Origin of the sequence: Hyphomonas sp., assembly GCF_016125515.1 — a bacterium.
In the GTDB taxonomy this organism is placed as follows: Bacteria; Pseudomonadota; Alphaproteobacteria; order Caulobacterales; family Hyphomonadaceae; genus Hyphomonas.
Genome location: NZ_WGLO01000015.1, coordinates 51,761 through 73,326, shown reverse-complemented (window position 1 = coordinate 73,326; position 21,566 = coordinate 51,761). Strand labels below are relative to the sequence as shown.

The window sequence follows — 21,566 nt, the reverse complement described above, 5'->3', positions numbered from 1 at the left end:
CCCCGCTCAGCGCATGAGCGCGGCTTCGGCTTCGGCCCATCCGATCACGCAGGCGATGCCTGACGGCAACGGGGCGGGATCGCTTCTTGCGTCGTCGATCCGCGCGCGGAACAACAACTTGACCGGAACCATCTCCAGATAGCTCAGCACGTCCACCCGATCATCGACAAAATGGGTGACCGCCAGACGCTTGCAGATCGGCGCCTTGTCGGGGCGCTCGCGGCAAAAGTGCACATTGGTCTCAGGAATTCCCGTACGGTCCGTGAACTGATGGTAACTCATCCAGAGGCGCGTGCGCTCTTGAATCTTCGGTCCCGCCTTGGAAATGATATGGACCCGCCCTTCGAATGGCCCGGCCGAAAGCCGCAGCAACGCATCAAACGCGCCGTCGACCATTGGCGTTTCCAGGAAACGGTCTGCGAAGAAGGATGTGTCTGAATTGTCAGCGACACGGTCCGAAATGACGCCGCCAAAATCGACGCCCAATACTTTTTCTGTTTTCATTAAAGCGGGTAAATATCCGCTCAATAACTCTTCGGCAAGCCCAGCACGCGTTCGGCGATAAAGTTCAGGATCATCTCGCGGCTGACCGGAGCGATACGGGCGAGCATGGCTTCGCGCATCATGCGCTCGACATGGTATTCGCGCGCATATCCCATGCCGCCATGCGTCAGAACGGCCGTCTCGCACGCGGTGAAGCCCGCTTCGGTGCCAAGATATTTTGCGGCGTTGGCCTCGGCGCCGCACTCCAGCCCCGCATCGTAGAGCGAGGCGGCTTTGTAGGCGAGGAGTTCGGCGGCCGAAAGCTCCGCCCACGAACGGGCGAGCGGGTGCTGGATGCCCTGGTTCTGCCCGATGGGGCGGCCGAACACGACGCGCTCGTTGGCATAGCGGGCGGCCCGCTCCAGCGCGGCAAAGCCGAGGCCCACGCTTTCGACGGCGAACAGCACGCGCTCCGGATTGAGGCCCTGCAGCAGGTATTTGAAGCCTGCGCCCTCCTCGCCGATCAGGTGTTCCTTCGGCACTTCGAGATTGTCGATGAACAGCGCGTTGCACTCGACCGCCTTGCGACCCATCTTCGGGATCGGCTTGGCCTCGATCCGGTCGCGGTTGAGATCAGTATAGAAAAGCGACAGGCCGAGGTGCGGCTTCGAGCATTGGTCCTTCGGCGTGGTGCGCGCGATGATCAGGATCTTGTCCGCACGCTGAGCACCCGTCGTCCAGATCTTGCGACCGTTGATGACGTAACCCTTGTTTGTGCGCTCGGCCTTCGTCTCGAGGCTGGACGTATCGAGGCCGGAGTTCGGCTCGGTCACAGCGAAGCACATCTTCTCCTCGCCCGAAATGATCTTGGGCAGGCTGTCCTGCTTCAGTTCAGGATTACCGAATTTCTCCAGCGGCTTCGGCCCGAAGATGTTGAGGTGGATGGCCGAAGCCCCGGAATAGCCCGCGCCCGTGCGCGTCACGGTCTGCATCATCAGCGCGGCTTCCGTCAGACCCAGGCCTGCGCCGCCATACTCTTCCGGGAAGGCAATGCCGAGCCAGCCGCCCTTGGCCATCGCGTTGCAGAATTCCTCCGGCCAATCGCCGGTCTCGTCCGTCTTCGCCCAATAAGCGTCGTCGAACGGCTCCAGCGTCTTGGCCACGGCATCGCGGATCGCAGCTTGGTCCTCGGTCATCGGCTGGATGGTGTGCATCTGTGTGTCTCCCTCTGACGGCGAGACTTAAGGCGCAGCCTACCGCCCGTCCAGCGTCAGGCCGTCGCGGCAAAGGCGCGGTGCGGCGAAAAGGCCGCGGCGAGGTCGCCGGCGCTGATGCCAAGTATCTGGTCGGCGATGATCCGGGCCGAAACCGGCGCCAGCAGGATGCCGTTGCGGTAGTGGCCCGCCGCCACGAAAAGGCCGGGCGTCGAAGTCGGACCGATGAAGGGCGCATGATCCGGCGTGCCCGGGCGCACGCCGGCCCAGCTTTCGACGACCGGCGCATCGGCAAGGCCCGGACACAGCGCCCCGCCCGCCAGGCGCAAGGCATCGATGACGTCCGCTTCAGGCGCATCGATGACGCGGTCTCGTTCCATCGTGGCGCCGATCACCACTTCGCCGCGGCGTGGCACGAGGTAGATATTACCGGCGCGCACCACCCGCACCGGCGCGCCTTCGCCCGCCTTCACCGACAGCATCTGCCCGCCATGGCAGTCGATCTCGTCCAGAGCGGTTTCCCAGTTCACGAGGCTGTAGAGCTGGCCGTTTTCCTCAACCTTCACGGACGCGCTTTCCCATCCGGCCGCAACGACAATGGTATCGTGCCCGGCCAGCACCAGCTTGCCGCCAACGGAGCGCAGCGGCGCAGGGCCATTTGCAAAGGTTGCCTTGGGGCTGTCGGTCAGGGCTTTCAGCAAGGCGGTCACGGTCAGCCGGTTGTGCACCCGGAAGTCGGTGGACAGCTCCAATCCGCCGCGCACTTCGGCGCTGAGCGCGGGCTCCACCGCCCGCATCTGATCGCCGGTCAGCCCGTCGTGGGCAATGCCTTTCAGGGCGAGCGTCCCGGCGATGCGGGCCAGGCGAGCGGCCTCAGCGTCATCCAGCGCGACGGCGAGCGAGGCGGTCTCGTCCAGCCCGACGCTGGCGCCCGTGCGGGCCGCAAGTTCCGAAGCGAATTCGGGCCACAGCGCGGCGCCCTCGAGACAGAGTTCGAAAAGGCGGGGATGAACGCCCGGTTCTGCCGCCGCTTCGAATGCGGGCGCCAGCATGCCGGCCGCCGCCCAGCTCGCCCCCCGCCCGGGCGGGCGCACGTCCTGCACGGTGACGCGAACGCCGCGCCGCACAGCAAGCTCATAGGCGACCGAGAGGCCGATGATGCCTGCGCCGATAATGCCGACACGCGGCGTTGAGGAGGAAGATGACATGCGGAGTGCGCCTTTGGGCCGGTTTAGAAGCCGGACGGGCGACATTCAACTGAGCGAAAGAGCCTCAGGAGGCGCGACGAAACGCCGACCAGAAGGAATCAAAGGCGTTTGCTATGTCGCGCTGCTGGAACACCAGCCGCTTCAGGCGCTGCCCATGGGGACCGAAAACGGTGCGCACCATCAGGTCCAGATCGAACGGCTCTGCGCCATCTTCACTGTCATGCTGCATGAGAAACGAGTCGATTGCCGCCGACAGCCGGACGTCTTCGTCATCGCCGTCGAGTTCGAAATCGAGAACAATGTCAGCCATCGCAACCCCCGTTCCTTCACAAAGTCTTAACAGACAATCCACCCGGGCAAAAACTATTTCGCACCTGCAACAATACATTCTTGGCACAGCTCGCCTGCCGCGCGAGACAACCTGTGCAAGTTCCGGGCTATTTCTCGGAAAACTCGGGGTAAAAGGGAGGATGCTGCGTGAATATCGCGAATGATTCTCAACCATGGCGGGTATCAAGCCGGCCGCAAGGAGCTTCCAATGCTTCGTAGCTTTGCCGCGACCGGCGCGCTCGCCCTGCTCGTGGCATGCGGCCAACCGGCCCCTCAGGGGTCTGCGCCAGCTCAGGAAGCGCTTTCAGAGAGCGCGATCGACGACCGTCCGGTGCTGAGCATCTATTCCACCCGCACCTACGAGTCCGACACGGTCCTGTACGCCCGGTTCGAGGAAGAAAACGGCGTCCGCATCGACGTGCGCGAATCCGGCGCGCCGGAGCTTCTGGACGCGCTGAAAGCCGAAGGCGCCGACAGTCCGGCGGACGTGCTGCTGATTGCGGACGCGGGCGCGCTCTACCAGTTCCAGCAAGCCGGCTTCACGCAGCCCGTCCGTTCGGACGCGCTCGAAAAGGCCATTCCGGAGCCCCTGCGCGAGCCGGATGGCAACTGGTTCGGGCTCGCCAAGCGCGCGCGTGTGGTCGTTTATGACCCCCAGCTGCTGCCTCTGGAAGAAGTTGATACCTATGCGGACCTGGCCGACGACCGGCTCAAGGGGGAACTGTGCGTGCGCTCCGGCACCCACATCTACAACCTGTCCCTGCTGAGCGAACTCATCAGCCGGATCGGCAGTGACGCCGCCGAAGCCTGGGCAAGCGGCGCCGCCTCGAACTTCGCCCGCGCCCCTGAAGGCGGCGACACGGCGCAGATCGAGGCCGTCGCGGCCGGCAAATGCGCGGTCGCGCTGGTGAACCATTATTACTGGGTGCGCCTGGCAACCGGCACGACAGAGGAGCGCCTGACGGCCGCCAAGACGCTGGTGTCTTTCCCCGACCAGGACGGCGCCGGCACCCACATCAACATCACCGGCGCAGCGGTCGCCTCGACCGCGGATGCGCCGGATCTCGCGCTTCGGTTCATCGAATTCCTGGCAACGCCCGAAGGCCAGGGCCTGCTGACCTCGGAAACAAGGGAATACCCGGTTGTGGCCGGGGCGCCGATGCCGGAAGGGCTCGAACTGCTTGCGGACTTCAAGCCGAGCGACTTTCCCCTCTCAGACCTCGGTGCCAACCTCGCCGAGGCCCAGGCGATCTATGACCGGGCCGGATGGAACTGAACGGCCAGCCGGATCGACGTGTTCACATTCGCGACAGGCGGAACCTGACAAATCAGTAACGGCTGTCCCGGAGCCTCGCTTTTACAGGCTTTCAGCCTTAGGCTTCTGCCTTCAACTGGAGTTTTCCTGCATGGCTTCAAAACTGCTCCGGGCCGTTGCTGCTGTTGCTGCCACCGCAATGCTGGCCTTCAGCGCGTCAGCGCAGAGCGCCATCCGCGACGCCGAGATCGAGGATACGCTGCGCGAGTGGACAGACCCCATCCTGGACGTGGCGGGCCTGGTGCCGAAGGATGTCCAGATCATTGTCCTCAATGATCCGACCCTCAACGCCTACGTCGCCAATGGCCAGCGGATCCACCTGCACACCGGCCTTCTGATCGCCGCCGAAAGCCCCGGACAGATCAAGGGCGTCATCGGCCACGAAATCTGCCACATCGCCTGCGGCCACACAGTTGCGCGCCTGCATGCGGCCTCGGTCGCGATGCGCCCTGCCCTGGTGTCGATCGGCCTCGGCATCCTCGCCATTGCCGCCGGCGAGCCTGGCGCCGGCGCCGCGCTGATCAGCAGCTCCAGCCAGTTTGCAGCCCTGAACTTCTACGTCCACACGCGCGCCGAGGAATCCTCGGCCGACGCCGCGGCGGTGAAATACCTCTCGGCGCTCGGCGAATCGCCGGCCGGCCTCGTCGAATTCTTCGAGAATTTCCGCTATCAGGAAGTGCTCTCGGACGCGCGCCGTTACCCCTATTTCCGCTCCCACCCGCTCGCCTCTGATCGTATCCGCACCGTCCGGGGCCTTGCAGAGGCTACCGGCCTGATGGAAACGCCTGCGTCCCCGCATGTGCAGAAGCAGTACGAGATGATGCGCGCCAAGCTGATCGGGTTCCTGGACTCGCCGCTCAAGGTACGCCGCGAATATCCGCCGACCGATAAGAGCGAACCTGCCCGCTATGCCCGCGCAATCTCGGCCTTCCAGGCGTCCGACATCCAGACGGCGCTCGATGCAACCGACACACTGCTGGCTGACGAGCCGGACAATCCGTATTTCAACGAGCTCAAGGGCCAGATCCTGTTCGAAAGCGGCCGCGCCGCAGAGTCGGTCGAGCCGCACAAGCGTTCACTGGAGCTCATTCCCGGCCAGCCGCTGTTCCTGATCAACTATGCCCGCTCGCTCAACGCGCGCGGTGAAGAGGGCGACTACCAACTGGCCGAGACTGCACTGCGCGATGCGCTCGTCGCCGAGCCGGACAATGCCTTTGCCTGGGCCCAACTCGCCATCACACTGGAAAATCAGGACCGCCGGGCCGAAGCTCAGCTTGCCACTGCCGAGTCCGCCTATTGGGTGGGCGATATCGTCCGGGCCAACGCGTTCGCGCGCCGCGCCGTTGCCGCGCTGGAAAAGGGCACCACCACCTACCGCCGGGCCGATGACATCCTGCTGATCACGGATGCGAACAACCCGGACAACCGGCAGTTCTACGAGCGCTACGGCAGGTCTTCTCGCCTTTCGCTTGAAACGGGGGGACGGGACATGCCCTTCGGAGACTTTTCGGCTACAGCCCGCCGGTAACGCCTGTGTGAGCATGGGTGGACGAAGGGCTCCTCTTGCCTATAGTCCCGCCAGATTCATTCACAGGACCGACGCCGCATGACGCCCCTCCTCCAGAAACCTTTCCTGGCCCTTGCCTTCACGGCCCTGGCCCTCCTGCCCGCCTGTGCCCAGCCGAGCGCGGGCAGCGCCAGCAAGGCTGAAATCGAGAAGATCGTCCACGACTACATCGTGGCCCACCCTGAAGTCGTCGAAGAGGCACTGATCGCGCTCGGCGACCGCGAGAAGGCCGCCAAGGCCGCCGCCGCGCAGGCCGCGATCAAGGCCAATGCCGACAAGCTCTACCGCCAGGCCTCCGACTATTCGATCGGGCCGGCCGACGCCAAGGTCACGGTTGTGGAATTCTTCGACTATCGCTGCGGCTTCTGCAAACGCTCGGTCGACTGGGTACGCGCCCTGCCGGAGGAATATGACGGACAGGTACGCGTCGTTTTCAAGGAATTGCCGATCTTCGGCGGCATCAGCGAGACCGCCGCGCTCGCCACCCTCGCCGCCGGCAAGCAGGGCAAATATCTCGACCTGCACGTCGCGCTGATGGCGCTGAAGAACAATGACGACCTGACCGAGAAGAAGATCGACGAACTCGCCGCCGCTGCAGGCATCAACGTCGCCAAGATGCGGGCGGACATGAAGTCCAAGGCCGTGCAGCAACAGCTCGCCGACATGAAAGCGCTCGGCAGCGCGCTCGACATCGGCGGCACGCCGGGCTTCTTCATCGGCGACCAGCACATCGAAGGCGCCAACGTTCCCGCCGTGGAAGCCGCCATCGAAGCTGCCCTGAAGGGCTGACCTCGCCGCTTTACGGGCGGCCCACTTCGCCCGGCTCGGGATCACAGTGTAGCGCGTCCGGAATGGTGATGCGTGGAACGTCGAGGCGCTTCATCCGATCGAAGGATGACGTCGAGATCGGCGCTGCATTCGCGCATGCCGAAACGCACACAGGTGGCCTTGCCCAACGGATACGGCGCAAGGCCGCTGGGGGAAGATCAAAAAAAACCGCCCATCGAGGCCATCGCCCACATTGTGAACCGGGCGCACCCCGCGCCGTGTCCACTGCCTCCAGCCCCTCCATCACGCAGCGGCGTCGATGACCGCTGAAGGCGGCCTAGGTAGTTCTGCGGATAGGACAATCTCGCAATCGCGACCAGTTTTTGTCTCAATCTGAAACGTGGAAGTGGAAGATCTGATGAGTCTGGATCTGGGGCAGACCTTTACCCACGCGCGGCGGGCCGCTGCCTCTGCGCTTCTTGTGGCAAGCGCCGCATGTGCCACCACGCCTGCGTCGTCGAGCGCTGACTTTCCAGCCTGGACCAGCCCGAAGGACTGCTTCAGCCGAAATGTCGTGGAGACTGATCCGTATGCCGAACGCATGGCGCTTGCGTGCTCCGGACATGAAGCGGCAGCTGACCCCAATCGGAGCGGCGTGGACCGAGCTACAGCCTATTTCAATGCGGCCTCCGGATTCAACTTGCTTGGCGCGGGCAGCACGACGTCGGTCGCGTGCGAAACAAGCAGCGCATGCTATCAATTCGCCCTGACCCTGATCGAAAAATCCTTCGTCAATCAGGAAGACGACCTCATCACAAAGAACAACGCGTCGTCCCTCAAGGATACCGATGCGCGCTTCGTTCTGCGCCGCAGGCTTGCGCAGGCGCGCGCGTTGGCGGGCGCGGCCCGGTCAGGAAGTCTGTCCTGTCCCGAGCCCGACCAGTGCCTGCGCGCAGCGTCCGATGCGCTTGCGACACAGGACCTCGCGGGTCTGGCGTCCCGAACCGATGACCCGATTGCAGACATTGCCTGCCAGGCCCTCGATCTCAGTGTGCAGATCAACCAGCTGCGCGGCGCAGATCAGGAACACGCGGTCGTCTCCGATCTCAGACAGATCATCCGGCATTGTCCTTCGCTGGCCGGCGATGCATCGGGCACGCTGGCGCATGTCGCGTTCAATCGAGGCGAACAATTCCGCAGATCCATGGCGGATTCGGTCGCCTCCAAGGCGCCCCGGGCTCAGTCTGTAGCGCTCGGCGTATCCGCCGTTTCGAGTTACCGAGATGCATTGGATTCCAGCGCCGTCAGGCTCTTGGCTTTTCGGCGTCTCGGCGCGGTCTATCTTGCGCTCGCGGACCTCGAACCCGGCATGGCCGCCGAATATTTCGGTGCCGCAGGCGATGCGTTCAATGAAGCACAGAAGCTCAGCGCCGCTGAGCCAAATGCCGAACACGCTGAAGATCTCGAACAGCTGGGCGTCAGCTATCTGAGCCTTGCCGGAGCGAAACACCCCATCGATGCTGTGGAGAAGGAAACCCTTGTTGGCGCAGCGGTCCGCGTTCTTGAAAGAGCGACGTCGTTGTCACCAGATCATGATCGCCAGATCGCCCTCGCCGGTGCCTATGAGCTGGCGGGCCAATATGACAAGGCGGAGGCGGTCTACGCCGCCGCCCTGTCCTCCGGTCAAAACGCCGGCCGCGAAACAGCTGTCTTGTCCCTGGCGCGCCTGCTCGTACGCCGCGGCAAGGAGGACGAAGCGCTATCCGTTCTCGAACAAGCGCTCGCCGACGGCCTGCAAGCGGCCTCCGTTCGCTACGAGATCGGCCGGCTGAAGTTTGTCAGCGCCGACTTTGCAGGCGCGATAGAGGCCTTGTCGCCGGTCACCGCAAACGTCCCGTCGTCACAGTTGGCGGAAACCCAATACATGTTGAGCATCGCTGAAACCGTGCTGCGACGGGCCGGTTGGCAAGCCCGGGCGCGCGCGCATGCCGATGACGCTGCACAAGCCAGCAGCCGGTCACCCAAGTATATCCGACAGGCCTGCCTGACTCACATTCTTGGCGGAGGACCGGACGTAAAGTCGGGTGCCAGCCTTCAGCGCTGCCCGGTCGACGATACGGCCGAAAAGCATCTCCTCAGGGGCATGTACTTCCTGAAACAGGCACAGCTCATGGACGTGTCGGCCTATGATATCGCCTCTCAGGATTACTGGCGCAGCGTTCTACGGCTCGCGCAGGATGCCTTCCAGTCCGGCGAGACCGCTCTCAAGGCACGCCCTGAAGCGAGCTCGAAAGTTCGCTACGATGACCTCGGCCGGGAGATTGATCTTGCCGTTGTACTTGCGCAGGGCAAACTGGTTGTCGAGCGATGCCGCCGGGATGCATCGATCGATGCAGGTTCGCAGGCCTGGAAAGACCTCGAAGCCTTCTTCGGGTATTATGGGGTGCTCAAATGCTCCGCATTCTGATCAATGGACCCGTGCCTGAATGCGCCGCTGCCGCACGAATCGCCCCGGCGCTCAAAATTCCTGTTCTGGAGATCTGAATCATGCAGCCGCCAAGTTCATCTGACCACTCTGAAGAACTCGTATTCCAGCCGGTCCCGACGCGCGAGGACATGCAAGCCCTCTCGCAAGAGGCCAGGCAGGCCAGAACGGGGCGCGCCAGGTTGCTGGTTGCCGTGGTCTTCCTGGTGGGAATGATCGCCGCCGGCGCCATCGGCATGGCGATGGTCAAGCAGAATGCGGCCGCTGCCGCAGAAAAAGCCGAAGTTGAAGTCGCCCGGCTCAGCAAGCAGATCGCCGAGAAAGACGCACAAGCCCTGGCGTTGCAGCAGAAAATTGACGCCCAGAAAAAGCAGATTGACGCATACGCGCCGTTTCAGAGCATCGTGACGCTGCAACAACAATCCGAGCTGCTGGAATTTGAAATCACGCAGCTACTCGCCGAACCGAGCCGCGCCGGCGCGCCCAGGAAACTGACAGAGCTTCCGCCAGACGTCGAATGGCTCGACACGACCATCTCTGCGCTGACAGCCCGGCGTGACAAGCTTCAGCAGATGAAAGCCACGGTCGCTGCCTGGCCGCCCGCCCCGGCCTCTCCCCGCCCCGATTGAACCCGAACCGACGCAAAGGAACCAAGCTTATGAGCGAGTTGATCGAAGAAGCCGGCGATTTGTTCGCGCCGGTCACAACGCAGAAGAAACAGCCCTTCAGTCTGAAGGAACTTGTCGCAGAATTTCCCAACAGCCAGAGTGACTGGTCAATACCGGAGTCGTTTTTCTGCCTCGTCCTGTCGGCGGCCTTGGCGGATGGACGGATGGCGCAGCAGGAATCCGAAGAACTCAAGGCGCTTTCACACCGCTCACGGATTTTGCGCAATCTGGATCCCAATGAACTCGCCGCCTTGAACCGCACGGTGGTCAAGCGCCGCGCAGACCGTCCGGAGTGGATGAGCGAGGCTTGCCGCGCGCTCCCTCATGACATGCACCTCTCGGTCTTCGTGCACTGCCTCGACATCTGCCTCGCCGATGGCGCCATGGTTGCAGCCGAGGCAGAATTTCTCGAAACCCTGCTTGAGCATCTGAGCGTCAGCGAAGATGATGCGCGCCAGGCAACGCGAATACTGTCTGTCAAGAACAGGTATTGACCGTCCCCGACTCTGTCGGCGAGGTACGCCCTCCTGGACAGCGCGCTCAAGTCAGGGGGCTGGGGCGTGCGTGCTGCCTCACGATGAATGGCGCCGCGCCGGTCATCGGCAGATTCAAATGCGAGGATCGAGCAGGTGGCTGAAACAGGAACCGCACGTGAACCGTTCGCCCGCCTCCTGGACCGAGTGGGGCGACCTGCGCACAGGTGCGCTGTTGTCCATCCTGTAGACGCGCTCTCCCTATCCGGCGCGCTCGAGGCACAACGGCTCGGCCTCGTCGTTCCTATCCTTGTCGGAAACCAGAGCAAGGTCAGGGCGGCGGCCGACAGCGCCGGGCTCGACATCTCGGGCCTGGAACTTGTGGACGCGGCGCACAGTCACGCCGCCGCTGACGAAGCGGTCCGGCTCGCGGCAGAAGGTGCTGTCTCGATGCTCATGAAAGGACATATCGCCACCGGCGAACTCATGGCGGCCAGTCTCCGGCGTGAGGGCGGGCTGCGCACGCAGCGACGGATGAGCCATGTGTTCGTGCTGGAGACACCCGCCTGGCCGAAATGGATCCTGATTTCGGACGGCGCCCTGAACATCGCCCCCGACCTGACGACCAAACGCTGGATCACCCAAAACGCAATCGATCTTGCCAACGCGCTGGGCATTGCCGCGCCGCTCACCGCGATCCTGTCTGCGACTGAGCTCGTCGATCCCGCGATGGCTTCGACCATCGATGCGGCAGCCCTTTGCAAGATGGCCGACCGCGGCCAGATCCGGGGCGGGATCCTGGATGGACCGCTTGCCTTCGACCTTGCCATGTCACCAGCAGCGGTGCGCGCCAAGGGGCTGAATTCGCCGGTGGCGGGGGCCGCCGATATCCTCATCGTTCCGGGGATCGAAGCCGGCAACATGCTGGCCAAACAACTCGACTATCTCGCGGACGCCGAAGCCGCAGGACTCGTGCTGGGCGCCAAGGTCCCGATTGTGCTGACAAGCCGCGCCGACAGCCCCGCTGAACGCGCGGCTTCAGCAGCGCTGGCCGCTTGCTATTTGGCGTGGCAGGACCATTCAGGATGACAGGGAAAGTCGTAGCGACCTTCAACGTAGGTTCCTCAAGTCTGAAGCTGGCTGCCTATAGAGCAACGCCGGCCGGCGGTCTTGGCCCTCGTCTGCTGCGCGCCGAAATCGACGGACTGCCCGGCGCGCCGAAGCTTTCTGCTGTCGCCGAAGACAGCGCGCGGGCCCGCACTTTTCTGGCCAGCGCCGATATCTCGGATCTCGAATTGTCTGTTCTCGCCCCGCGCTTGATCATGGCGATCGAGTTGGCCCTGGACCAACCGCTCGCCGCTGTCGGACACAGGGTTGTCCAAGGCGGCATGCATAGTCACACCAGCCAGGCGGCAACGCCGCAGTTGATTGCGCAGCTCACCAGCCTGGCTCCCCTCGCGCCCGATCATCAGCCCTATAACCTTGCGGCCATCCGCGCCTTGAACGCGGCGCGACCAGACCTGCCGCAAACCGTGTCCTTTGACACGGCCTTTCACCGCACCCAGCCGCGGATCGCCCAGCTGTATGCCTTGCCCCGCGCGCTCACGGACAGCGGGATGATGCGCTACGGATACCACGGTCTGTCCTATGCACACATCGCACGCCGCCTTCCGGAACAATTCCCGGCGCACCGGCTGGCACGGACGCTCGCACTACATCTCGGCAGCGGATCGAGCCTTTGCGCCATTCTCGATGGCCAAAGCATCTCGACCAGCATGGGATTTTCCGCCCTGAGCGGTGTACCGATGGCCACACGTTGCGGGGATATCGATCCCGGCCTGCTGCTCTATCTCATGAGCGAGCGGCATATGAGCCTAGACGATGTCTCGCTGATGCTGCGCAAGCAGTCCGGGCTTCTGGGGGTCTCCGGGATTTCGGGCGACCTTCGCCAGCTTGAAGCCTCGGGCACCGCGGAGGCGGACGAAGCCATTGCGCTTTATATCTACCGGATCGTCCGAGAATGCGGATCGCATATCAGCGCCCTCGGCGGCATCGACGCGCTCGTTTTCACCGGGGGTGTCGGGGAGAACTCCGCGCTCGTGCGTTCCGGTATCGTGGCCGGACTTGCATGGGCTGGCATCAACATCGAAGCCGAAGCAAACAGGCAAGGCAAACGCGTGCTCTCCCCCGGCGGTGCACCGGTCAGTGTATTTGTTCTGCCGGCGGATGAAGAAAGCGAGATCGCGCGAGACTGCCTCGCGCTTCTATGATCGGGCCGTCTGGCAGCGCTCGAAATCGGTCGATTCCGGCGGGGCGTTTCCTAGCGTCCAAGGCAGGCCTGGACGCCTTCAGCAAGCAGCTTCCCGACCGAGATCTTGTTGGACACATGTGGGACGGTGTCACAGCTGACAACCTGCAACGCGCCCGCTTCCATGAGGCGCCCATACGCCCCTTCGACAAACAGCGCATGCACGCAGCAGCAGACGGGCGGCCTGAAACCCTTCGCCACAAGACCTGAAACCAGTCTCGCCATTGTTGTGCCCGTGGAGACGATGTCGTCGACAATGACCGGTTGGAACGCGCCAAAGCGACCGAGTTCGGGCAAATCGATCTGGACAGACCTGTCGCCCGTGCGTGTCTTGTTCAAGACCAGCCCGGGCGCGCCTGTTCTTTCCGAAATGCCCTGCACCCATTGTTCACTCTCGGAATCCGGCCCGATAATCAGCGGTTGGGAGAACTCGGACGATATCCAGTCTGCAATGGCAGGAACTGCGGTCAGCCTGCGGGCAGGAACCGAACCGAACACTTCGTCGAGAGCGCCGAATCTGTGAAGATGCGGATCCACGGTCACAATCCAGTCGGCAAACTGGCCGAGTATTCGCGCAAAGTGGACCGCACTCACTGCTTCACCTGCCTGGAAGGCAATATCCTGGCGCATGTACGGCAAGTATGGAATCGCCAATCCCACCTCTCTTGCGCCGTTGGCGCGCGCGGCGCCCGCCGCGAGCAGCACACTCATCAGGTGCTGATCGGGGTCATTCAGACAGCTGACGAAGACCACCCGGCGGCCGGCGACATCGTCGAGCAGGCGAACATAGGATTCCCCATCCGGGAACTTGCGAAACACAACTGCGCCTTCAGCCAGGCCGGCTTCCAACATGGCTGGCACAAGGTGATCCGCGCCGGGCGCCGCGAAGAACACATCAGGCCTCATCGGCTTATCTCCACGACCAGAGGATTCTCGGCAACATAGTCCATCGCATACGCAATCTTGCCATAGGTTCCAGATACGAGGGTGAACAGCGTGTCTCCCTGCTTGACCGTGTCGCCCAATCGGACGGCCAGACGCACACCGGCCGAAGCATCTTCCGGAGCGCCCGCCAACTTTGCGATCCGGGCAATCATGCGATTGTTCAGCGATGTAACGCGCCCCGATCTCGGCGCCCGGATGGGGCGGCTGAACTGGGCCCGAGGGGGCTCCTTGATCCCGCCTTGTGCCATGCAGATCTGTTCGAACTTTTTCCGTGCCCGGCCGTCCCGAAGCGCAATGCTGGCCAGGCCGGCGCCTTCACCTTCGGCGCAGACGCCGGCCATCTCGAGGAGGGTGCCTGCCAGCAGGCACGACTTCTCGGCCAGATCCGAGAGTTCGGGGGGTTGAGAATCGAGGACGCGCAGAATGTCTTCAGCTTCAAGCGCGGGACCGATGCCCCGGCCCACCGGCTGACAACCGTCCGTCATCACGGTGCGAACGTCTAGACCGAAGGCACCGGCGACTTCATGGAACAAGTCCGACAAGCGCGCGGCAGATTCAAGATTGCGCATCTTGGCGGTCGGACCGACGGGCATGTCGATCACGACGTGCGTTGCGCCCGCCGCAATCTTCTTTGACAGGACCGAAGCCACGAGCAGCCCGTCGACATCGAGATTGAGCGCACGCTCGATGCGAATGACCGAAGTGTCCGCCGGACTGAACCCGACGCTGTCTCCCCAGACGAAACAGCCGCCGGTCGCTTCGACGATCCGCCGCATCGCCGCCATATCCATCGCAACATTGGTCAGTGTCTCCATCGTGTCGGCGGTGCCGGCCGGAGACGTGATCGCTCTGGATGACGTCTTGGGCATCTTCAGGCCAAAGTTGGTCACGATCGCCACGATGATCGGCGTCGTGCGGTTGCCGGGCAAACCGCCGATGCAGTGCTTATCGAAGATGTTACCAGCCGGCCAAACGAGTCGCTTGCCGGTCTCGACCATGGCCTTTGTAACGGCGATCGTTTCGGCTGCCGTGAGCACCGGAGACGCACAGGCCGCCACAAAGGCAGACAACTGAATGTCGGAGAAACGGCCGGCCACGATGTCGCCAACAATCTCTGCCGCTGATCCTGTCTCGAGTTCCTCACCGAACATCTTGGCACGGACATGGGTCATGGACTGCAGGGGCGGCGCCGATGCGACTTTGACGGGTTGCGGATCGGTCAGACCGAGCTTTGTCCAGGCATATTCCGAAAGACCGATCTCGTTGTGATCAATCAGGTCGGACGTCACCTGGTAGAGGCTCGCATAAACCGTCGCGCCATTGCATTGAAGCTTGATCCGGCCATGCGCGCTCAGGCCTTCGGACTTGCTGACATCGCTGTCAGTCCGAATGAATGCCACGGCTTCGTCATGTGTCAGCAAGCCCAGCCGGCGCGCCCGCAACTCGTTCAGCCCAAGCGGTGTCATGCAAGATCGACCTGCTGCCCCTGCTCGGGAACCTCGCAGTCCCAACCCAGTTCATCCTGTATTCGGTGGCGCAGGGTATCTGATGCGTCGGGCTCGCCGTGCACGATGAATGTCCTGCGCGGCGGCGCCTCGAAGCCTGAGAGCCACCGCATGATCTCGTTCGCGTCGGCGTGCGCCGACAGTATGTGCAGGTTGAGGACTTCTGCCCGTACCTTGTGCCAGGCGCCGTGAATCTTGATCTCGTCTGCTCCGGCAAGCATGCGCGCGGCGCGCGTGCCGCCGGGCTGGAAGCCCGAGAAGAGGATCGTGGCGTGCGGGTCGGGCACATATCGCTTCAGGTAGTTCAGCACACGCCCCCCCGACACTATCCCGCTCGTCGACAAAACGATCTTCGGCTTTGAGTCTGCAACGATCTTGTCAGACTGATCCGCATCACGGACGCATTGCGCGGCCGAGCAGGCCGCGCGCGCTTCTTCCGCCGACAGCCGGGACCCGGCATCCTGTCGGCAGAACAAGTCTGACGCATCAATGGCCATTGGGCTGTCGAGATAGATCGGAATGTCAGGAATCCGACCGGACGTGCGAAGCCGGCTCAGATGATAGAGCAGGCCTTGGGCATGTCCGACAGCCGAGCTCGGAACGATCACCGTTCCGCCACGTTTTACCGTGCGCTGGATAACATCTTCGAGCAGATCTTCGGGATTTCCTTCGGGACGAACCGAGCTGCCATAGGTCGATCCCACCACGAGATAATGGGCCAACCTCACGCGTTCAGGTGGGTGCATGAGCGGACTATCATACCGGCCAAGGTCGCCGGAAAAGACGATGCGTCGGCCCCCCAACTCGAGCTGGACAATCGCAGCGCCAGGAATGTGCCCCGCGCGAAGGAACCTCACACCAATCCCATTGGGAAAGTCCTGCGCCTCGTCAAACCCGCAGGTCTTGAACAGCCGGATGGCGCGGCGGGCATCATGTTCCGTGTAGAGGGGTTGGGCCGGATGGTGGCGCGAATATCCTTCCTGGTTTGCGCGCTCCGCGTCGGCCTGATGGATCGATCCGGCTTCGGGCAGGAGAATCTCGCAGAGCTCGCGCGTCAGCTCAGTGCAGAGGACCGGGTTGTCGAATCCCTGCTTCACCAGTGCCGGCAGGTAGCCACTGTGGTCGAGATCAGCGTGGGTCAGGATGACCATGTCGAGATCGGCAGGATCAAACCCGGGCGGTTGCCAGTTCTTGCGGCGAAGCTGCTTGTATCCCTGGAAAAGCCCGCAATCGACCAGCAGTCTTGTCTGGTCCGTCTCAACCAGGAACCGCGATCCTGTTGCCGTTGCGGCCCCCCCAAGAAACGACAAGGACGTCATGACCCAATCTCCGTTGCCGGCCTGTGTGACCGTATTGTGATCTGTGAGCAGAGGAGACAGTCCTGACCGCGTGTCAACGCAGCACCTCCGGATCGCCGCGCCCGGTGGCCGCAGCGCGCTCTGACGGCGAAAGGAATGTGTCAGCCGGAATGCCGAGGAGGCTTGCAGCCGACACGATCAGGTGTGCCCAGGTACTGCGATTGGCGAACAGCATCCCCGGCGCGTCCAGCGTCCCCCCTCGGCTCTGGTAGCCATGCGCGCGAAACAGACGCGGCCCCTCATCGAGACGCCTCAAGAGACCTGTCATCATCTCGGGACGGGTATGCGTTGCCAGCAGGCGTGGAAGACCCGGCGGAAACAGATCCCTGATCACTCGATCCGGGACAACGAACGCCTCTTCGAACCGGTCCCTGGGCACGCGCAGGCGGCCCGGTTCCAGGATGACCGCGACGTCGACACTGACGCCGTGCTCGCGCAGCCTGCCCGCCGCTCGCCGCACTTCTGAGAGCTGGTAAGCGCCGATGGCAACAAGTTGCAAAACTGCGCGCGGTTCGGCTTCCAGACGTGCAACACCGGTCTCGAAGGCCGCCTGAGCGTCGGCGTCTGTGAACACCTCCGGCGTCGCCCGCTTGGGCGCAACGATGCATCCGACAACACCGCGTGCCGAATATATCTGGCGGAGCGCTTCGACACCGGTCGCAGCATCGACGGCAAAGATGACGCGCGCAATATCAGACATTTCGCCGAGGAGTGCTTCACCAATGGTGGGATCCTGATGGGATTGCTGGTTCTTGCCATTTTCCCATGTGTGGGACGTCACAATCAAGGGCACGCCAATCCATTGAGGTGGCCGTCCAGCCTCCATGAGCTGGCGCGCAAAGATGATCTCCTGGCGCAGCGCGCCCAACATCTTGACGGCGAACGCTTCATAAGAGACGGCAAGGTTCAGGCCAGCCTTGTTGCCGAGCGCTGCACCGATGACCGCTTCTTCATTCAGCGCCGTGATGACCGATCCGTCTACGGATTCCTTAGACCCCGGTTCGGGCTGGTTCACCCGGTGCCGGAGACGGGCCAGGGTTCGTCCCATCTGATTGCTCTTGAGTTCATCGGGATTACCAATCCGGAACCGGTGGTTCGGATTGGCGGCAACAAATGAAACAAACCAATGGTCCATTGCAGCCAGCGCCGAGCCGGCGGGAATTTGCGCGCGGAAGGGCACAACCGGCGCGTCGGGACACCGGACGGCGAAGGGATTACGCCCCTCCTTCACTCGGTGTTGCGCCTCATGCTGCTGGAACGCCTGGCGGGCGGCTGCCAGGTCGTCAAATGGGACGAAAAGCGCCCTGGCGCCGGCATTGAATGCCTGCTTCCCCTTTTCATCGGTATGAGGGTTTTGTTCGAGCGGAAGGTTGTGCGCGCGATTTGTTCCAGCTCCCGGAAAGCCGAACCCCTTCTCGGTCGTCGCGATGGCAAACGGCAGGCGCACGGGATACGTCGCCTTTCCCTGTTTGATCGACCTGGCGGCCTCAGTGAGCCTCCTTTCCGATTCCAGAACCGCCCAGACGAAAGCCGCCGGATCTCTCCCATCAATCTCGATCGGATCGAACCCATTGACCTCAAGGTAGCGGGCAAGCCAGGCCGCCCCGCCATCTTGCCTTATCTCGGTACGCTGCTCGATGCGTCGCCCGTTCAGGATCATGACCGGCGCCGTGAAGCCGCAGTCTTCATGACGCCACCAACGTTCGGCCCAATCACCGCCGCGTTGCTCCTCGAACGCGCCATCGCTGAGTATGGCCACCAGGCTTTCTCCAGGGAGCGGCATGTGAACATACTGGGTTTCTGCAAAGCCGAGATATCCTCCCTCAGACACGCCGCCCGCGGTGAATGCATTGACATGGCTCCCGAGAGGCGCTGATGCGGTCCCCTGCGCATCGATCTCATAGCTATAGAAGTCTGCACACAGACGGCTTATGCCGGCTTCGCTGAAATCATAACGATCCGCTTGCTGGTCTGTCAGATTGCCGACGAGGCAATTCACGGCTTCGACAGCAGCCACGCAATGGCCCTGCCCAAGAATCCAGCCCCGCGTCGTTGCCGTCAGGAGGTTCGCCGCAAGGTAGCCGACATAGGCTGGTACGACATTGAGCGATCCGCCGGTATGACCTTCCGGTACAGGCTTGAAATCAGCGGCCCCCAGATCGGCGCCGGAGAGGTCAACCCGGCGCGCATACGTCATATGGACAACGACCCACATCGCGGCGCTGGCAAGACGGTCCGCAGCCGACAAGGCCTCATAGACCAGGTCTTGCGTCGATGCCGAACCCGATTCCACAAGGCGTTCCGCCAGAGCTGCGATCCGATCCCGGGTCTGCTCGCAATGGCGGATCACCCCGTAGCCTTTGGCCCACCTATCCAATGCCGTCATATTGCAATTCCCTCTGCGTGCTCAGATGTTCTGCCCGGCCACAGATGCCGCAGCGCGGTCCAGCCGCCCCCTACGATCCCTGTCCCGATCGCGAGTGCCAGCAATCCTGCCCCGGGCAGTTCCACGGCAAAGATGGCGCTCAGCGTTTCGATCGTGAATACGATTGCAAGCACCACGACAACGCCGGCCGTGATCGCCCAGAAGACGCGCCGATGGGGCGCAAAGATACGTCCGGAGGCAGCCGAGTCGGTCAACGCGAGCATCAGGTTGCCGATGACAAGCGCAATGAAAGCTGCCCCCCGCGCGGTGGGTTCGTCCGCGCCGCCCACCGTCTGGAGCGACCCGTATAGAGCAAGCACTGCAGCGAGAAGACCCATGCCTTGCACGAGCGCAAGGACCAGCTCGCGGCGGCCGAACAGGAGTTCGCCGGAGCGCCTCGGCGGGCGTTGCATAGCCTTTCGGTCACTGGGTTCGGCTTCGAAGACGAGCGCGCAGGTCGGGTCAATCACAAGTTCCAGAAGCACAATGTGCATGGGATAAAGCATCGGCGGCAAGCCGAGCAGCAAGGGCAGCAAGGCAAGGCCTGCGATCGGGATATGGATCGCGATGATGTAGGTTATGGCCCGCCTGAGGTTCGAGAAGATGCGTCGTCCGAGGCGAACGGCGCCGACGATCGACGCAAAGCTGTCGTTCAACAGGACGAGGTCGGCGGCTTCGCGGGCAACGTCCGTGCCGCGCTGACCCATTGCAACACCAATATGGGCCGCCTCGAGGGCTGGCGCATCATTGACGCCGTCCCCCGTCATGGCGACGATTTCACCATCCTGGCGGAGCGCCTGCACGATCCTGAGTTTCTGCTCCGGGGCAATTCGTGCAAAGACGCGTACCGTCTTCAGCTTCTCGCAAAGCACGTCAAAGGGAAGTTCCTCGATCTCGGACCCGACCATAAAGCCGGCCGCCGTATCGATACCGGCCGCCGCCGCAATCGCCATCGCGGTTGTCGGGTGGTCACCGGTAATCATGACAACCTTGATGCCGGCGCGCCGGGCCTCCTGAAGGGCCTGGGGCACCTCGGCGCGGAGCGGATCGATGAACCCGATCAGACCGGCAAACCGGAAGTCTCCCAGCAAGGGATCCTCAAAAACGCGGCCGTCAAGGCGAGCGCTGGCCACGCAAAGCACACGCAGCCCAAGACCGGCATAGGACTCGACGATCCCAATCATGCGCGCCGCCTGGTCCGGAGCCAGACGGCAAAGCCGGAAAATCGCTTCGGGCGCCCCCTTTGCCGCGGCCAGGCGTGTTCCATCCGGCATCTGCCAGAGCTGGACAACAGCCAGCAGGTTCGGATTCAGCGGCCAGGCACGTTCAGGTTCAGAGGCGACGCCCGCCGCCGTCAGAGCCCCCGCCCCGCTCAAGGCTCGCACGGCCCGGTCCATGGGATCGACTGGCCGGACGGCCGATGCGAGCGCCGCGATCTGCACGAGTTCGCGGACAGGCACCGACAGATTGCCATCAGCGGCGACGCCTGTTCGCCGTCTTGGGTCCAGAGGCGCGCAACGTGCATCCGGTTCTCGGTCAGAGTGCCCGTCTTGTCCGCGCACAGTACCGTTGCGCCTCCCAGCGTTTCGATCACAGCGCTGCGTCGAACCAGGACCTTGTGCGTGGCCAGTCGCCAGGCCCCCAGCGCGAGAAAGATCGCCAACACCATCGGGAACTCTTCCGGTATCAACGCGATCGCAACCGTGATGCCCGCGAGGGCGCCGCCCAGCCAGTCGCCGCCCAGCACGCCGTAAGTGGCAGCAACCAGCCCGCAGAATGCCAGCGCGATGAGGCTCAGATAACCGATCAGCCGGCTCGTGGATTGTTGAAGTGGCGTGCGGTCGAGTTCGATGCCGGCAAGCGAGCTGCCGATACGGCCAAGCGCAGACCGCGCGCCAGTACGGCTCGACCTGATGACAGCCTGCCCCCGCACGATGAGTGTTCCGGCGAACACTTGATGCGCAGCCCCCGAGCCGGGTTGGACGTCTTCGTCGACCTCACAGGTAACCTGGCAGGGTGTCTTGTTGACCGGCGCCGACTCTCCCGTCAGCACGGATTCGTCGACGCTCAGAACGTCACCTGCCACAAGCAGACCGTCGACCGTAAGACGCTCTCCTTCTCCGGCAAGAACGATATCTCCAGGTACGATTTCGTGCGACGGCACCCGGCATTCGGCGCCGTCACGCAACACGCGCGACTCAGGTTGCGCGAGCTGCTGAAGCGCCTTCAGGGCCTGCTCGCTTCGGGCTTCCTGAAAGATCACAAGACCGATCGCCGCGCCGGCGCCGCCGAGCAGGAAAAGGCCCTCGCCCAGATCGCCCATGACGGCATAGATGATGGCCGCCGCAATGAGCAAAAGGAACATCGGTTCTCTGAGTGTCTCCAGAACGATGGCAATCACCGACCGGCTTCGCCCCGGACCCAAATCGTTCGGGCCAAGCTCCAGCAGGCGAAGACGGGCTTCCTCGCTACTCAAACCCTGAACGTCCAGGTTCACATCGCCCGACACTATCA

Annotated in this window: 18 protein-coding genes; 8 read left to right on the top strand and 10 right to left on the bottom strand. The window is 63.1% G+C overall.

Annotated elements, in window-relative coordinates; genetic code table 11:
- Window positions 1–6 precede the first annotated feature (6 nt).
- From GC148_RS12440 to GC148_RS12425, 4 genes are all read right to left on the bottom strand, one after another.
- A complete protein-coding gene (locus tag GC148_RS12440) occupies window positions 7–504 on the bottom strand; it encodes a hypothetical protein (protein ID WP_291071109.1) in 498 nt (165 codons plus the stop codon).
- 20 nt (window positions 505–524) lie between these two features.
- Window positions 525–1,697, bottom strand: coding sequence for an acyl-CoA dehydrogenase family protein (locus GC148_RS12435; protein WP_291071108.1), 1,173 nt, complete (start codon window positions 1,695–1,697; stop codon window positions 525–527).
- 56 nt (window positions 1,698–1,753) lie between these two features.
- Window positions 1,754–2,905 carry an FAD-dependent oxidoreductase gene (locus GC148_RS12430; RefSeq protein WP_291071106.1) on the bottom strand — a complete coding sequence of 384 codons (1,152 nt, stop codon included), beginning with the start codon at window positions 2,903–2,905 and terminating at the stop codon, window positions 1,754–1,756.
- A 64-nt stretch (window positions 2,906–2,969) separates the two neighbouring features.
- Window positions 2,970–3,215, bottom strand: a complete 246-nt coding sequence (locus tag GC148_RS12425; RefSeq protein WP_291071103.1) for a hypothetical protein — start codon at window positions 3,213–3,215, stop codon at window positions 2,970–2,972.
- Between the two features lie 228 nt (window positions 3,216–3,443).
- Between GC148_RS12425 and GC148_RS12420 the strand changes: the two genes are divergently transcribed.
- The 8 genes from GC148_RS12420 (at window position 3,444) to GC148_RS12385 (ending at window position 12,781) form a co-directional block, all read left to right on the top strand.
- Window positions 3,444–4,511 (top strand): extracellular solute-binding protein, encoded by a 1,068-nt coding sequence (locus GC148_RS12420; protein ID WP_291071101.1) that lies wholly within the window; start codon window positions 3,444–3,446, stop codon window positions 4,509–4,511.
- A 130-nt stretch (window positions 4,512–4,641) separates the two neighbouring features.
- Window positions 4,642–6,078: a M48 family metalloprotease gene (locus tag GC148_RS12415; RefSeq protein WP_291071099.1), complete on the top strand. Its 1,437-nt coding sequence runs from the start codon at window positions 4,642–4,644 to the stop codon at window positions 6,076–6,078.
- A 78-nt stretch (window positions 6,079–6,156) separates the two neighbouring features.
- On the top strand, window positions 6,157–6,906 hold the full coding sequence (locus tag GC148_RS12410) for a DsbA family protein (RefSeq protein ID WP_291071097.1): 750 nt from the start codon (window positions 6,157–6,159) through the stop codon (window positions 6,904–6,906).
- Between the two features lie 397 nt (window positions 6,907–7,303).
- Entirely contained in the window at window positions 7,304–9,352 is a 2,049-nt protein-coding gene (locus tag GC148_RS12405) for a hypothetical protein (RefSeq protein ID WP_291071095.1), read from the top strand.
- A gap of 80 nt (window positions 9,353–9,432) precedes the next feature.
- Complete coding sequence (locus GC148_RS12400) at window positions 9,433–9,999, top strand: hypothetical protein (protein ID WP_291071093.1); 567 nt, start codon at window positions 9,433–9,435, stop codon at window positions 9,997–9,999.
- 29 nt (window positions 10,000–10,028) lie between these two features.
- A complete protein-coding gene (locus tag GC148_RS12395; protein ID WP_291071091.1) occupies window positions 10,029–10,532 on the top strand; it encodes a TerB family tellurite resistance protein in 504 nt (167 codons plus the stop codon).
- A gap of 87 nt (window positions 10,533–10,619) precedes the next feature.
- Window positions 10,620–11,600 (top strand): bifunctional enoyl-CoA hydratase/phosphate acetyltransferase, encoded by a 981-nt coding sequence (locus GC148_RS12390; protein ID WP_291071090.1) that lies wholly within the window; start codon window positions 10,620–10,622, stop codon window positions 11,598–11,600.
- A complete protein-coding gene (locus GC148_RS12385) occupies window positions 11,597–12,781 on the top strand; it encodes an acetate/propionate family kinase (protein ID WP_291071088.1) in 1,185 nt (394 codons plus the stop codon). Before GC148_RS12390 ends, GC148_RS12385 begins: the two co-directional genes overlap by 4 nt.
- 50 nt (window positions 12,782–12,831) lie before the next feature.
- Here GC148_RS12385 and GC148_RS12380 read toward each other — a convergent pair whose 3' ends face one another.
- The 6 genes from GC148_RS12380 to GC148_RS12355 form a co-directional block, all read right to left on the bottom strand.
- Window positions 12,832–13,725: a ribose-phosphate diphosphokinase gene (locus GC148_RS12380; RefSeq protein WP_291071086.1), complete on the bottom strand. Its 894-nt coding sequence runs from the start codon at window positions 13,723–13,725 to the stop codon at window positions 12,832–12,834.
- Complete coding sequence (locus tag GC148_RS12375) at window positions 13,722–15,230, bottom strand: thymidine phosphorylase family protein (RefSeq protein ID WP_291071084.1); 1,509 nt, start codon at window positions 15,228–15,230, stop codon at window positions 13,722–13,724. Before GC148_RS12375 ends, GC148_RS12380 begins: the two co-directional genes overlap by 4 nt.
- A complete protein-coding gene (locus tag GC148_RS12370; protein WP_291071082.1) occupies window positions 15,227–16,588 on the bottom strand; it encodes an MBL fold metallo-hydrolase in 1,362 nt (453 codons plus the stop codon). The genes GC148_RS12375 and GC148_RS12370 overlap by 4 nt, the downstream gene beginning before the upstream one ends.
- 73 nt (window positions 16,589–16,661) lie before the next feature.
- Window positions 16,662–19,013, bottom strand: a complete 2,352-nt coding sequence (locus GC148_RS12365) for a xylulose 5-phosphate 3-epimerase (protein WP_291071080.1) — start codon at window positions 19,011–19,013, stop codon at window positions 16,662–16,664.
- Window positions 19,010–20,512, bottom strand: coding sequence for a cation-translocating P-type ATPase (locus GC148_RS12360; protein ID WP_291071078.1), 1,503 nt, complete (start codon window positions 20,510–20,512; stop codon window positions 19,010–19,012). The genes GC148_RS12365 and GC148_RS12360 overlap by 4 nt, the downstream gene beginning before the upstream one ends.
- Window positions 20,425–21,561: an HAD-IC family P-type ATPase gene (locus tag GC148_RS12355; protein WP_291071076.1), complete on the bottom strand. Its 1,137-nt coding sequence runs from the start codon at window positions 21,559–21,561 to the stop codon at window positions 20,425–20,427. The genes GC148_RS12360 and GC148_RS12355 overlap by 88 nt, the downstream gene beginning before the upstream one ends.
- Between the last annotated feature and the right edge of the window lie 5 nt (window positions 21,562–21,566).

Bases quoted from the DNA above. Each gene is read 5' to 3' on its own strand.
- GC148_RS12435 (WP_291071108.1), bottom strand. From the start codon at position 1,697: ATGCACACCATCCAGCCGATGACCGAGGACCAAGCTGCGATCCGCGAT.
- GC148_RS12385 (WP_291071088.1), top strand. From the start codon at position 11,597: ATGACAGGGAAAGTCGTAGCGACCTTCAACGTAGGTTCCTCAAGTCTG.
- GC148_RS12440 (WP_291071109.1), bottom strand. From the start codon at position 504: ATGAAAACAGAAAAAGTATTGGGCGTCGATTTTGGCGGCGTCATTTCG.
- GC148_RS12380 (WP_291071086.1), bottom strand. From the start codon at position 13,725: ATGAGGCCTGATGTGTTCTTCGCGGCGCCCGGCGCGGATCACCTTGTG.
- GC148_RS12370 (WP_291071082.1), bottom strand. From the start codon at position 16,588: ATGACGTCCTTGTCGTTTCTTGGGGGGGCCGCAACGGCAACAGGATCG.
- GC148_RS12425 (WP_291071103.1), bottom strand. From the start codon at position 3,215: ATGGCTGACATTGTTCTCGATTTCGAACTCGACGGCGATGACGAAGAC.
- GC148_RS12400 (WP_291071093.1), top strand. From the start codon at position 9,433: ATGCAGCCGCCAAGTTCATCTGACCACTCTGAAGAACTCGTATTCCAG.
- GC148_RS12410 (WP_291071097.1), top strand. From the start codon at position 6,157: ATGACGCCCCTCCTCCAGAAACCTTTCCTGGCCCTTGCCTTCACGGCC.
- GC148_RS12405 (WP_291071095.1), top strand. From the start codon at position 7,304: ATGAGTCTGGATCTGGGGCAGACCTTTACCCACGCGCGGCGGGCCGCT.
- GC148_RS12415 (WP_291071099.1), top strand. From the start codon at position 4,642: ATGGCTTCAAAACTGCTCCGGGCCGTTGCTGCTGTTGCTGCCACCGCA.
- GC148_RS12390 (WP_291071090.1), top strand. From the start codon at position 10,620: ATGGCGCCGCGCCGGTCATCGGCAGATTCAAATGCGAGGATCGAGCAG.
- GC148_RS12395 (WP_291071091.1), top strand. From the start codon at position 10,029: ATGAGCGAGTTGATCGAAGAAGCCGGCGATTTGTTCGCGCCGGTCACA.
- GC148_RS12420 (WP_291071101.1), top strand. From the start codon at position 3,444: ATGCTTCGTAGCTTTGCCGCGACCGGCGCGCTCGCCCTGCTCGTGGCA.
- GC148_RS12430 (WP_291071106.1), bottom strand. From the start codon at position 2,905: ATGTCATCTTCCTCCTCAACGCCGCGTGTCGGCATTATCGGCGCAGGC.
- GC148_RS12375 (WP_291071084.1), bottom strand. From the start codon at position 15,230: ATGACACCGCTTGGGCTGAACGAGTTGCGGGCGCGCCGGCTGGGCTTG.
- GC148_RS12365 (WP_291071080.1), bottom strand. From the start codon at position 19,013: ATGACGGCATTGGATAGGTGGGCCAAAGGCTACGGGGTGATCCGCCAT.